Source organism: Spirillospora sp. NPDC029432 (assembly GCF_040703975.1).
Taxonomy (GTDB): domain Bacteria; phylum Actinomycetota; class Actinomycetes; order Streptosporangiales; family Streptosporangiaceae; genus Spirillospora.
In genome coordinates this window covers 68566-81546 of the sequence record NZ_JBEZWH010000021.1, presented here as the reverse complement: position 1 = coordinate 81546, position 12981 = coordinate 68566, and the positions used below count along the sequence as shown (strand labels likewise).

Here is a 12981-nt window from a genome sequence, read left to right as displayed (position 1 = left end):
CCCACACACGCCGCTTGACCCTGACGCAGGGTCAACCTCCCAACATGGCGGCATGACCACGGAGAAGCACTTCACGATCCACCATGACGGCGTCACGATCCCGGTGTCCCGCGGCGGCCGGGGACGCCCGCTGGTCCTGTGCCCTGGGCTGAACGCGACCCAGTCCGACCTGCGCGAGCTGGCCGGGCTGCTGCGGCGCGACCACGACGTGGTGACGTTCGACCTGCGGGGCCATGGCCTCAGCTCGGCCGCCGAGCGGTACTCCTTCGAGGCGTTCCTCAGCGACCTGGCCGCCGTGATGGCGGGCCTCGACCTGCCTTCCGCGCCCGTGCTCGCGGGCTACTCGCTGGGCGCGGACCTGGCCGTCCACTACGCCTCCGATCATCCCGGGGCCGTGGCCGAACTCGTCCTCATCGACGGCGCGAACCCGGTGCCCGAACCGTTCGTCACCGAGGCCCTTCTGCCGGAATTCCGCGCCATGTGGGACGGCATGGCGGCACGGCAGGAGGCCGAACGGGGCACCGCGCGCCAGGTCCTGCTCACCGGCCAGGAGATTCTCGACCTCAATATCGAGATCGACGCCGTCCGGTCCCGGATCCTCGACCGGTACCGGAAGATCGACCGCCCGATCACCATGGTCATGTCAACGTCGATGGCCGGCGACGAAGGGCCCGCACCGCGACTCAACGAGAACTGGCGTGCCGGCGTCGAACGGCTCCTCCGCGAGCGGCCGCACATCACCACGTCATGGATCGACGCCGACCACGGGCTGGTCTTCACCCACGCCCCGGAAATCGCCCGGCGCATGAACAACCCGTAGGAGACTGGCCCGATGCTGACCATCGGCGAGCTGGCGTCGTACGCCGGCGTGACGGTGCGCGCGGTACGGCACTACCACGCCAAGGGACTGCTGCCGGAGCCGGAACGGGACCACTCCGGCTACCGCAGGTACGACGCCGCCGCCGTGATCGAGCTGATCAGGATCCGTACCCTCGCCCAGGCCGGGGTCCCGCTGGCCCAGGTCCGGGAGCTGCTGCACGCGGACGAGGAGGAGTTCGCCGCGGCGGTCGCGGCCATCGACAGGCGGCTGCGGGCCGAGATCCGGCAGCGGGAGCACCACCGCGAGCAGATCGCGAGACTCGCCGCCGGCGACCACCTGACGCTGCCGCCCGAGGTGGTCGAGTATCTCGACCGGCTGCGGGCGCTCGGGATCGACGAGCGGATCGTTCAGGTCGAGCGCGACGGCTGGATCCCCCTGGCCGCGCTCTCCCCCGACCGGGTCGCGGAGTGGATGGGCCGCAAGCGCGAGCAGATCGCCGACCCGCGGCTCATCGACTTCTACCGCACCCTGAGCCAGGCCCTCGCCCGGCCCGCCGACGACCCGCAACTGGACGAGCTGGCCGACGACCTCGCCGCCTACCTCACGCGAATGGCCGACGAACGGGGCGAGGACTACGTCGACGACACCGACATCGAGCCACCGCTGGCCAGGCTGATGGACGCACTGGCGTTCGACACCGTCCCGCCGGCCCGCCGCCTGATCGAACTGCTGGAGCAGCGCGGCTGGACCGGCTGGACCAAGCTCGAACGCACACCCCCGAGCAGCCCCCACGTGTCGGACATGCATGGAATCATGCGGCATTCCGGACGACGGCGAGGGTGCGGGGACATGACGGAGACACGGTACTTCGAGAAGAGCGACAAGGGCGCCGTCCGGCACTGGGAGATCACCCTGGACGGCATCCGCTGCCACATGGGCTGGGGCGTGGCCGGCGGCGCCATGCGCGGGTCGAGCATGACCCTCGACGACGAGGCGCACGCGCTCCGCCACTTCACCAAGAAGATCAACGAGAAGAAGCGGGACGGGTACGTCGAGGTCGCGCCCAAGGAAACGAACGCACAGCCCGAGGCGGACGTCCGGCTGCTCGACCTGGTCGGGAACGGCGGCGAGTACGAGCCGGTCGCCGGCCACACGGGCGTGGTCGTGAGATTCCACGACTTCGAGGCCGGACCGGGACCGTTCTACGAGTACTACATCATCGGCGAGGACGAGAGCCGGGGCCTGACCCTGGTGGTGAAGAAGCCCGGTCATAACGAGGCGATGCTGTCGGCCTTCCTGGACTTCGTGCAACCACACCTCGGGCTGGCCTTCGAGGGCCGCTCCCATCACAAGGTGCCGCTGCCCGCGCCGATCGGCCCGTTCGACCACGTGCTGTTCTGCGGGCCCTCGCTGACGTCCGCGAACTACGACGGCAGGCTCGGCCGGGTCTTCCCGATCCGCGACTGCGAGATCGGCGACCAGGACACCGAGACGTACGTCGAGGCACGGATCCGGGGGCGCAACGCGATGCCCTCCACCACCTGGGACCGCGAGCCGTTCCCCGTCATCGACCTGAGGTTCGACCTGCGGCGGGCGGACGGCTTCGAGGAACTACGCGGCCGCACGTCGGTGCGGGAGAAGAAGTTCAAGGTCTACCCGCGCACCATGGTCGAACGGGGGCTGCGGCTCATCGCCGAGGCCGACCCCGGCGGCTTCCTGGAGATCCGCAACTACCGGCACGAGATCCTCAAGGCGACACCCGAGCAGCCGCGGACGCTCGACGAGGCCGACCGCTTCCTGCTCGGACCGGCCATGACGGCATCGTGAAGCAGGTGACCGCCCGGGAGAGCACATGAAGAGACCCACGCGCGTCGCGCACGGCGCCGCCGCGATCGCTCTGTGCACGGTCGCTACCGGTGCCGCCGTCCTCGGCGACGGCAGACCCGCGGCCAAGCCGACCGTGGGAGTCTGGCCCGCCGCCACCAGCGTCACCAACCTCGCACCGCGCAGGACACGCGGCGGAGACTTCAACGGCGACGGCCACCGCGACATCGCCGGCAGCGCCGGGGACAACGGCGTCTCCGTCATTTACAGCGGTCCACAGGGGCCGGACCCCGACCGGCGGCAGTTCCTCAACCCCAACGCCCCGAACACACCCGGGCTGCCGGACAAGGCCGCCTCCTTCAGGATCGACATCGCCTCGGCCGACTTCGATCACGACGACTACGACGATCTGGTCGTCACCTCCGCCGAACCAGGCAGCAAAGACCCCGACACCCTGGTGATCTTCTACGGCGGCAATCACGGCCTCACGGACCGCACCGTGTCCCTGAAGGTCGGCCGTACGGCCCCCAAGAGCTCCATGGGCAAGGACTTCTATGGCGGCCACCTGGCGATCGGCGACTTCGGCGACAACGGCGAGCTGGACATCGTCCTGACGCTGGACGCCGGCAAGGCCGTCTTCTTCCGCAACGTGGTCGACCGGCCGGTCGCCCCCGAGACGACCGTCCTCACCAAGAATCCAGACCACGGCTATCCGGTGATCGGGGATTTCACCGGCGACGGCTACTCCGACCTCGCGATGATCCGGCTCACCCACGGTGCCGGGACGGACCCCAGAAAGCCCAAGGCCATCGGCGAAGTACAGCTCGGTACCGCGCAGGGCCTGAGCACGGCCAAGGCCGTCTTCGCCGACGGATGGATCGACGAGTCCGGAGCCGTGGCGGCCGATGTCAACGGCGACGGCAGGGACGACCTGATCACACCGGAGTCGAGATACCCGAAGTCGACGAACCCGGAGGCCATGGGGATCTCCATCCTGCTCGGAACCGCCCAGGGGCTCGGCGCACGCTTGAGGTTCCCGTCCCCGTGCCGCGAGACCATCAAGAAAATCGCCGCCGGTGACGTGAACGGTGACGGCAGGGCCGACATCGCCGTCGGCTGCGATTACGACCCCGGCAAACTCGTGGTCCTGCCAGGCACCACGCAGGGCATCGACACCGCAAGGGCCGCCGTCTTCAACCAGAAGACCCCCGGCATGCCCGGACGCGACGGCGCCGAAAGCCCGGACTGGTTCGGGAGTGCGGTGACGGTCGGCGACCTCACCGGAGACGGAAAGGCCGACATCACCCTCAGAGCCCATCAAACACCGGGCTCCGACGACGGCAACCGTCTCTACATGCTCCCCGGCAGCGCAACCGGCCCGACACTGAAAGGCAGCACGATGCTCACCGCCCTACTGGACCGCCCGACCCGATGGGGCGACCCCAACATGCACATGGACGTACTCCTCCTCCCCTGAACACTCGCCCCCGCATCACCGCCGAGCCAGCCCCTCGCCACCAGTGTGGTCACTGCGATCACGACACACAGACAAGATCGAACGAAGGCGCAACCTTCCCGCCGCAACGACCATGCGGCTTATGTCTGGACGACCACCCGGACGGTCAGCAACAACGAAAATGGGCCAACGGCAGACGAGGTTCATGACAAGTGGCTGAAACCCACAACGCGGCCAAACAAGGGCCTGCGGCGACCAAGTCACCAACACCAACGCACCACCTCCCGTACGGGCCGCGTGAGGTCGTCAACCCGAACCTGGCGCCGTTGACGACAGCCAACTACGCGAGCCTCGTCCGGCTCTACATCGTTCCGTCACCGCCCAGGAGGCATCTAGACAAGCTGACCACTCCGAACGCACGGACGTGGCTCACCACACTCCCCAACCGCTGCCAGGACTAACGCACGCCCGTAGGGCCAGGGACGCGCAACACTGCTGAGCAGTCGGCGACTGCTACGAGCAGCCCACCCCGAAGCGAACGCCCCGGGACGCCAAGACGAGACTCTCCGCGCGTCTCTGAACAACGCCGTACGGGAAGAGGTCCTCCCGCAACGTCAGAGCCCTCGTGCGCGTCCCCAAGCGTCCGAGACGCAAGGTGAAGCCATGGTCGGCGCAACGCGGCCAGAAAGTTCCTGGAAGCACCCACGGGACAGCGCGACCGGTCTTAGCGTTCGGGGCCCAGCGGAAACGACGAAGGACCAGCCGGGAGAGCGTTGAGCTCTCGACCACGCTGGCCCTTCGTCCATGGGTGGAGCTGAGGGGATTTGAACCCCTGACCCCCTCGATGCGAACGAGGTGCGCTACCGGACTGCGCCACAGCCCCAAGGACTCCGTTAGATTAGCAAACTCCAGAGGGTGCTCGCGCACCCGTTTACTCGCCGACGGCCTTGCGGTCGTCGGCGTACTGGTCGAAGACCTCCTCTTCGGCGGGGGCGACCAGCTCGATGATCTCGGCCTTGGGCTGCTCGGCGGCGGCCTGGGCGGCCGCGGCCTCGGCTCGGCGGGCGGCGGCGGCGCGGGCGGCACGTTCCTGGCGGCGGGCGGCGTCCATGCCGACGGCGACGCGGAGCAGGGCGAGGTGGCCCGCGAGGAGGAGCGCCGGGGGCACGGTGATCCACCACGGGGCGACGCCGGCGGCGGTGACGACGGCCGTGGTGGCGAGGAGGAGGCCCAGGCCGGAGGTGCGGCGGCGGCGCCGGGCGATGACGGCGGCGCGGCCGGAACGGCGGCGTGGCGGGGTCTCCGCGAGTTCCGGGGGCTCCGTGGGCTCGTCGAGGTCCTCGTCGTGCTCCTCGGGCTTGGTGCGCGCGGTCTTGGAGTCGACGTCGCGCCGCAGCCACATGGGAACGAGGACGACGGCCCACACGGCGACGATGGCCAGGTAAAGGACAGCACTGCTCACCGGCCCACCGCCGGGGCCAAGGGCGGGCCGACTTTCGGCGCGCGCACGTGCATTGGGAGCAGGGTCACGTCCCGCACGGTACGAGTACGTGTCAGAGGTTGACGAGCATAAGAACCGGTGTGTCGCGAGATCGAGACCGGTGTTACTCTCCGTTTGCCCTGCCTTCTCGATCGCAGGATTCTTACCGGCGAAAGTCAGGCTCAGGGAAATGCCTGCCTGCGCTCCGCCGACCAGCGGGCGCGCAGACCTTGCGGAACGTCCTCGACGGTCAGGGCGTAGCAGATGTGGTCACGCCAGGCGCCGTCGATGTGCAGATGGCGGCGGCGAATTCCCTCTTCCCGGAATCCGAGTTTTTCCACCACCCGGCGGCTTGCGGAGTTCTCTGGGCGAATATTCGCCTCGACGCGGTGCAGGCCGACGGTGAAGAAACAGTGGTCCACGGCCATGGCGACGGCGGTGGGGATCACGCCGCGGCCGGCGACCCGGCGGTCGACCCAGTAGCCGATCTGGGCGGACCGGGCGGAACCCCACACGATCGCGCCGATGGTCAGTTGGCCGGCGAAATCGTCCTCGTACGTGACCACCCAGGGCAGCGCGAGGCCCTGCCGGGCCTCCCGGCGCATCGTGTGGACCATGGTGAGGTACGGGCCCAGCCCGCTGCGGAACAGCGGCGTCTCGGGATTGGTGGGCTCCCAGGGGCGCAGCCAGTCGGCGTTGCGTACGCGCTGATCGCGCCACGCGGCAGCGTCACGGTGCCGGAGCGGGCGCAGCCCGACCGGGCCATCGGTCAGGGTGACCGGCCAACCCCGCAATCGTTCCACGGCTCCATGATTCCCTGGTAGGACCTCCGGACGCCATCATTGTCCCCGACATTCGTCAGCGGCGGCGGGCGGCCCACTCGCGGATCTTGGCGATCCGGGCGCGGATCTCGTCGGCGGACGCCTGCGGGATCGCGGGGCCGCCGCAGGTGCGGCGCAGCTCGGAGTGGATCACGCCCTGGGGCTGGCCGGTGCGGTGGTTCCAGGCGTTCACCAGGCCGTTCAGCTCCTTGCGGAGGGCGTGCAGGTCCTCGGCGGCGGTACGGTCGGCGCGCGGATCGCCGGTCTTGCGCTTGCGCTCGTTCTTGACCTGCTCGGCCTGGCGCTTGCGGAGGAGTGCACTGACCTGTTCCGGTTCGAGCAGGCCGGGGATGCCGAGGTACTCCTCCTCCTCGGCCGAGCCGGTGGCGGCCTGCATGCCGAACTCGCCGCCGTCGTACAGGACGCGGTCGAACGTGGCGGACGCCTCGACGGTCTCGAACGGCAGCTCCTCGCCCACGTCGGGGGTGTCGCGCTCGCGGTTGGCCTCGGCGAGCAGGTCGTCGTCCAGGCCGTCCTCGCGGACGGGGCGGTCGAGGACGTGGTCGCGCTCGGTCTCCATCTCGGCGGCGTGGCTCATGAGGGTGGGGACGGACGGCAGGAACACCGAGGCCGTCTCGCCGCGCCGCCGGGCCCGGACGAAACGCCCGATGGCCTGCGCGAAGAACAGCGGCGTGCTGGTGGAGGTGGCGTACACGCCGACGGCCAGGCGCGGGATGTCGACGCCCTCGGACACCATCCGGACCGCGACCATCCAGCGGTCGTCGGTCTCGCCGAACGTCTTGATCTTCTTGGACGCGGTGGGGTCGTCGGAGAGCACGATGGTGGCGCCCTGCCCGGTCACGGCGCGCAGCATCTTGGCGTACGCGCGGGCCGCCTCGTGGTCGGTGGCGATCACGAGGCCGGCGGCGTCCGGGATCGCCCGGCGCAGCTCGGTCAGCCGGCGGTCGGCGGCGGCCAGCACCTGCTTGATCCAGTCGCCCTTGGGGTCGAGCGCGGCGCGCCAGGCCTGCGACGTCTGGTCCTGGGTGAGCGGTTCGCCGAGGGTCGCGGTGATCTCGTCGCCGGCGCGGGTGCGCCAGCGCATCTCGCCCGCGTACGCGAGGAAGATCACAGGCCGGACGACGCCGTCGGCCAGTGCCGGGCCGTACCCGTAGGTGTAGTCGGCGCGGCTGCGCCGGATGCCGTCCGGGCCCTCCTCGTACTGGACGAACGGGATGGGGTTGATGTCGGTGCGGAACGGCGTGCCGGACAGCGACAGCCGCCGCGCCGCGGGCTCGAACGCCTCCCGCACGGCGTCGCCCCAGGACAGGCCGTCGCCCGCGTGGTGCACCTCGTCGAAGATGACCAGGGTCTTGCGGGACTCGGTGCGGTTGCGGTGCAGGGCCGGGCGCGCCGCGACGGTGGCGTAGGTGACGGCGATGCCGTGGAACTCCTTGCCGACCGGGCCCTGGCCGTTCTGGTACTCGGGGTCGATCCGGATCCCGACGCGGGACGCCGACTCGGCCCACTGCCGCTTGAGGTGCTCGGTCGGGCAGATCACCGTGATGGCGGAGACGATCCGGCGGTCGAGCAGCTCCCTCGCCAGGCGCAGCGCGAACGTGGTCTTGCCGGCGCCGGGGGTCGCCACGGTGAGGAAGTCGCGCGGTCCCGGAAGGCTGCCATCGCTGCCGAAGTAGGCCTCGAGCGCCTGCTGCTGCCAGGCGCGCAGGGACGAGGCCGTCCCCCAGGCGGCCCGCTCGGGGAACGCGGGGGGCATGTCCGATGCGGCGAAAGTGCTCACGGTCATCGAAGGCTACCGACCCCCACCGACAGATCGCGCCGCCGCGCCCCGATCCGGGCCCCCCTCGGACGCCCGGTACGCGGCCCAGGAGGCCCGGATCCGCCGGGCCTGACCTCGGGTGAACTCGCGCATGCAGCCGTCGGCGGCGTAATTCATGAAGTTCCGCACAGGGTCCTTCCCCGGCCGGTCGCAGGTGTTCCGCGAGCGCGGGCAGCCCTCGGCCGGACGCGCCTCGTACGGGGTGTCGTCCACCCCGTCGCCCGGTGCCCGGCAGCCGTTCTCGAACGTGTGGAACAGGCCCAGCCAGTGCCCCACCTCGTGCGCCGCCGTGTGGCCCCGGTCGAAGCCCTTGAACGAGCCGCCCGGCAGCGTCCGGTGATCGACCACGACGCCGTCGCCGGCCGGATCCTCCGCGTACCACTGCGGGAACGTGGAGAACCCCAGCACGTCGGAACCGACGTTCGCGGTGTAGAGGTTCAGCGTCCGGCGCCCTCCTTTCCGCAGTGCCCGCTTCATCTCCCGCTCGTACCGGTCCGGCGCCCGGAACCACCGGCCGCTGGACGTGCTGTCGTAGCCCGCCAGCCGGAACCGGACCCCCGTGTCGACGCCGCCGCGCTCGCCCCCGTACGCGCGGTTCAGCGTCGCGACCTGCCTCCGCGCGACCGCCCGCGGCACCCGCCCCTCGGCACCGTCGGTGACGACATGGAACCAGACGGGTACGACAATCCTCGGCGCCGTCCGAGTCACCGTCCCGCGCGGCGCCGTCCGAGTGGCCGCACGAGTCGCCTGCCCAGTCGCCGTCCGCGCCCCGTCCGGCCCGCCTGGCCTGTCCAGGACGCCGTCCAGAGCGTCCTCGTCGGCCGTCCCGTACCGGGCGGTCAACGTCCGCCAAAGATCCGCCAGCATCCCCGCGACGTCCACCCTCGGCTCGCCGTGGGCCCCGCGCCGGCCGTCCAGGGCCGCCTCGTGCCCGCCCGCCACGCGCCGGCCGTGCTCATCGCCTGTACAGGAAGCGGAAGCCTGGCCTTTCCTCGGGGAAAGGGGAACATGTCCGTCGGGTGATACGGGATCCCTACTCGCCGCTCCCGCCCCCGCACAGACGGTGACGGACAGTGCGCACAGCAAGACCCCCTGGATCCGGCCCATGAGTCGTTCCCCCGAGTTTCGGCACGTCGCGTTCCCGGCACCGATCGTCCCGTGGCGGGGTCGGGATCGCGAGCCGCCCGGGCTCACTCGGCGTGCCGCCCCCGCAGGAGAAGAAGGAGAAGAAGAACCGCGCGACCCGGGACAGAAGGCGCGCGCAGGCATGCACTCGCCCCCGGCCCGGATCGGTGCGGCCGGGGGCGAGCGGAGAACCGGCTACTCGTCCTTGTCGCCGCCGCCCGACTGCATGGACTCGTAGATCTCCTTGCACTCGGGGCAGACGGGGTACTTCTTCGGGTCCCGGTTCGGGACCCAGACCTTGCCGCACAGCGCGATCACCGGGGTGCCGGTGACGGCACTCTCGGTGATCTTGGCCTTCTTCACGTAGTGCGCGAACCGCTCGTGGTCGCCGTCGCCGTGCGAGAGATCCGGCCGGGTGTCGCTCTCGGGAAGGATCTTGGTGCTCACGTGCCCTCCTCGCCCAGCGGCTCGGTGGCCGCGTCCGCATGGCTGCTGGTGGTCCGCCAGGCCATCGCGGTCGTCCGCGCGGCCTGCGCTCGTCGTCTGCGGGCCGTCCCGCCGCCCGCCGGAGCCGGCGCGCCGTTCGGCCCACCCCACACCTTAGTTCAGCTCCAGGGCAGCTCGGTGCGGCGTTTCGGGACGGCTCCGGGCAGGTTCCGGGACGATTCCGGGGTCAGTTGAGCGTGGGGTCCTCGGGGAACGTGGAGACGAACGCGAGATCGCCGCCCTGCCGCCGCAGGACCTCCTGCCAGAGGCGCTCGGGATCGCCGGCGAACACGTCGCCGGCCTCGGCCGGGACCAGGTACCAGGCGCCCTCCTCGACTTCGGCGCGCAGCTGGCCGGCGGACCAGCCCGCGTACCCGGCGAAGACGCGCAGCTGGAGCAGTTCGGGGGCGAGGAGGGCGGGCGGGGCGTCCAGGTCGACGAGGCCGACCCGGGAGACCTCGGAGCCGCCGTCGAGGGCGCGCCAGCCGAGCGGCTCGTCCTCGCCGGGGAGGCGGGCCAGGGCGAGGGCGTTGTCGAGCGCGACCGGGCCGCCCTGGAAGACGACGGACGGGCCGGTGGCGAGCTCGGCCCAGGGCGGCAGGACGCGGTCGACGGGCACCTCGGTCGGCCGGTTGAGGACAACTCCGAGCGTTCCGCCCTCGAAGTCGTGCTCCACCACCAGGACGACACTCCGCCTGAAGTTGGGATCTTCCAGCTGGGGGCTCGCGACCAGCAGAAGCCCCACCCTGATGCCGTCTTCCATGGGTTCCATGATGCGTTGCCGGGAGCCCCGGCGGCACGTCCCCCCAGTCGTTAGCCTGTTACGCGTTCCAAATCTTCGGGGATACAAGCACAATACGGGTCCGGGTCAATAATGATCTAGGAAGCGGCCGTGCGCGGGTGCGGACCGGCGGGCGGTGAGCCGGGAGGAACGCGATGCAGTTGCCCAGGGTCGTCATCGCCGCGGTCTTCTTCGTCATCGGGGCGCTGATCGCCGTGCCCGCGCTGGCGAACGCGATGTCGTCACCGGACGAGACCCCGAACGAGGCGAGGACCACGGCCAGTGGCAGCCCGAGCGCCTCGCCGTCCGGGAGCCCGTCCAAGAGCCCCTCCAAGAGCCCGTCCAAGAGTCCCTCGCCGTCCAGGAGTCCGAGCGCGGCGCCCGCGCAGCCGCTGCGGGTGACGATCGGGGCGGTGGAATGCCCGTCCCGGCAGGTGCGGATCACGATCCGCAACACCGGGTCGCAGAACGCCGACTACGCCATCGACAAGAACGACGACAGCGAGGCCGTGCCGGGCCGGATCGGCGCCGGGGCGTCCCGGACGAGCACGGTGGAGCTGCGCGAGGACCGCCGCACCCGGATCCAGGTGACGTACCGCAACCAGCCGGTCGAGACGAAGACCGTGACCGCGAACTGCCGCAAGGCCGAGGCGGCGCCCGCGCCGACCGACTCCCCCGAGGACGAGCTGCCGCGCACCGGCCCGGACTCGGCGCTGTGGGCCCGCGCCGCGACCGGCGGCGCCGCGATGATCACCGGCCTGATCATCCTCTGGTACGGCGGGATCTGGCCGCGCCGCCGCGAGCAGGTCTTCGCGAAGAAGAAGTGACGGCCGTGCCCGGGCCGCGAGCCCGGGTACGCCCCGTCAGATCTCGGTACGGGGCCGCCCGCCGGCGGCCTCGCGGACGGCGCCCGCGACCCGCGGGCTCACGTCGGCGTGGAACACGCTCGGGATGATGTAGTTGGGGCCCAGCTCGTCGGGCGTCACGACCTCGGCCAGCGCCTGCGCGGCGGCCAGCAGCATCGGCTGGGTCACCTCGGTCGCCTGGGCGTCCAGCAGGCCGCGGAAGACGCCGGGGAACGCCAGCACGTTGTTGATCTGGTTGGGGTAGTCGCTGCGGCCGGTGGCGACGACGGCGGCGTGCTCGCGGGCCTCGTCGGGCGACACCTCGGGCTCGGGGTTGGCCAGCGCGAACACGATCGCGTCGTCCTTCATCGTGGCGATGTCGGCGCCCTGGAGGATGCCGGGCGCGGACACGCCGATGAACACGTCGGCGTCCTTGACCGCGCCGCGCAGGTCGCCCGCGTAGCCGTCGGCGTTGGTGTTGCCGGCGATCCAGCGCAGCGAGTCGTCGAGGTCGTCGCGGCCCTTGTGGACCGCTCCCTTGTAGTCGCAGACGATGACGTCGCGGGCGCCGGCGTGCATGAGCAGGCGCAGGATCGCGGTGCCGGCCGCGCCCGCGCCCGCCATCGCGATGCGGACCGCACCGATCTCCTTGCCGACGACGCGCAGCGCGTTCGTCAGCGCGGCGAGGACGCAGATCGCGGTGCCGTGCTGGTCGTCGTGGAAGACCGGGATGTCCAGCAGCTCGCGCAGCCGGGCCTCGACCTCGAAGCAGCGCGGCGCGGAGATGTCCTCCAGGTTGATCCCGCCGAACGTGGGGGCGAGGATCTGCACGGTACGGACGATCTCGTCGGTGTCCTGGGTGTCCAGGCAGATCGGCCAGGCGTCGATGCCGGCGAACCGCTTGAACAGGGCCGCCTTGCCCTCCATGACCGGCAGCGCGGCCTCCGGGCCGATGTTGCCGAGGCCGAGGACGGCCGAGCCGTCGGTGACCACCGCGACGCTGTTGCGCTTGACGGTCAGCCGGCGGACGTCCTCGGGGTTGCGGGCGATGGCCAGCGAGACGCGGGCGACGCCGGGCGTGTACGCCATGGACAGCTCGTCGCGGGTGCGCAGCGGCACCTTGGACTGCATCTCGATCTTGCCGCCGAGGTGCATGAGGAACGTCCGGTCGCTGACCTTGTGGATCCGGACGGCGTCGATCTTCTCCAGCGCGGCGGAGATCGACTCGGCGTGCTCGGTGTCGCGGGTGGCGATCGTGACGTCGATGCGCAGCGTCTCGTGCCCGGCCGTGTTGACGTCGAGCGCGGTGACGATGCCGCCGGCGTTCTCGACCACGTGGGTGATCTGGCTGACGGCCTTGCCGCCGGCCGGAACCTCCAGGCGGACGGTGATGGAGTACGACACGCTGGGCACGCTGGCCACGACTTGCTCCCTCTGCTCCCGGGTACGTCCTTGTACCGCCTGCATCGTCCCACGCGGGGGCGTTGCGCCGGTGCGGCCGGC

At 70.9% G+C, this 12981-nt stretch carries 12 protein-coding genes and 1 tRNA gene; 4 read left to right on the top strand and 9 right to left on the bottom strand.

The genetic code is table 11. The annotated features are described in order from the left end of the window. Positions 1-52 precede the first annotated feature (52 nt). From AB0881_RS19060 to AB0881_RS19050, 3 genes are read left to right on the top strand one after another with little or no spacing between them, the layout of a single operon-like run. Entirely contained in the window at positions 53-820 is a 768-nt protein-coding gene (locus AB0881_RS19060; RefSeq protein ID WP_366618252.1) for an alpha/beta fold hydrolase, read from the top strand. 12 nt (positions 821-832) lie between these two features. Next, on the top strand, positions 833-2647 hold the full coding sequence (locus AB0881_RS19055; protein ID WP_366618251.1) for a MerR family transcriptional regulator: 1815 nt from the start codon (positions 833-835) through the stop codon (positions 2645-2647). Positions 2648-2672: 25 nt separating this feature from the next. Next, the gene (locus AB0881_RS19050) at positions 2673-4121 is read left to right on the top strand and encodes a VCBS repeat-containing protein (protein ID WP_366618250.1); all 1449 of its coding nucleotides are present in this window, start codon (positions 2673-2675) and stop codon (positions 4119-4121) included. 788 nt (positions 4122-4909) lie between these two features. Here the strand turns inward: AB0881_RS19050 and AB0881_RS19045 are convergent. The 8 genes from AB0881_RS19045 to AB0881_RS19010 form a co-directional block, all read right to left on the bottom strand. After that, a tRNA-Ala gene (locus AB0881_RS19045) sits at positions 4910-4983 on the bottom strand. A gap of 48 nt (positions 4984-5031) precedes the next feature. Further along, positions 5032-5562 (bottom strand): hypothetical protein, encoded by a 531-nt coding sequence (locus tag AB0881_RS19040; protein WP_366618249.1) that lies wholly within the window; start codon positions 5560-5562, stop codon positions 5032-5034. A 200-nt stretch (positions 5563-5762) separates the two neighbouring features. Further along, the gene (locus tag AB0881_RS19035; RefSeq protein ID WP_366618248.1) at positions 5763-6383 is read right to left on the bottom strand and encodes a GNAT family protein; all 621 of its coding nucleotides are present in this window, start codon (positions 6381-6383) and stop codon (positions 5763-5765) included. Between the two features lie 55 nt (positions 6384-6438). Further along, the gene (locus AB0881_RS19030; protein WP_366618291.1) at positions 6439-8178 is read right to left on the bottom strand and encodes a DEAD/DEAH box helicase; all 1740 of its coding nucleotides are present in this window, start codon (positions 8176-8178) and stop codon (positions 6439-6441) included. A 36-nt stretch (positions 8179-8214) separates the two neighbouring features. Continuing rightward, positions 8215-9183 (bottom strand): zinc metalloprotease, encoded by a 969-nt coding sequence (locus tag AB0881_RS19025; protein ID WP_366618247.1) that lies wholly within the window; start codon positions 9181-9183, stop codon positions 8215-8217. A gap of 378 nt (positions 9184-9561) precedes the next feature. After that, entirely contained in the window at positions 9562-9813 is a 252-nt protein-coding gene (locus AB0881_RS19020) for a DUF3039 domain-containing protein (RefSeq protein ID WP_366618246.1), read from the bottom strand. Next, a complete protein-coding gene (locus AB0881_RS19015; protein WP_366618245.1) occupies positions 9810-9965 on the bottom strand; it encodes a hypothetical protein in 156 nt (51 codons plus the stop codon). The genes AB0881_RS19020 and AB0881_RS19015 overlap by 4 nt, the downstream gene beginning before the upstream one ends. Positions 9966-10039: 74 nt before the next feature. Continuing rightward, the gene (locus AB0881_RS19010; RefSeq protein WP_366618244.1) at positions 10040-10615 is read right to left on the bottom strand and encodes a YqgE/AlgH family protein; all 576 of its coding nucleotides are present in this window, start codon (positions 10613-10615) and stop codon (positions 10040-10042) included. Between the two features lie 173 nt (positions 10616-10788). On the opposite strand from AB0881_RS19010, the gene AB0881_RS19005 reads away from it, so the two are divergent. Beyond that, entirely contained in the window at positions 10789-11460 is a 672-nt protein-coding gene (locus tag AB0881_RS19005; RefSeq protein WP_366618243.1) for a hypothetical protein, read from the top strand. A 36-nt stretch (positions 11461-11496) separates the two neighbouring features. Here the strand turns inward: AB0881_RS19005 and AB0881_RS19000 are convergent, their stop codons facing one another. Continuing rightward, positions 11497-12900, bottom strand: coding sequence for an NAD-dependent malic enzyme (locus AB0881_RS19000; RefSeq protein WP_366618242.1), 1404 nt, complete (start codon positions 12898-12900; stop codon positions 11497-11499). Positions 12901-12981 lie beyond the last annotated feature (81 nt).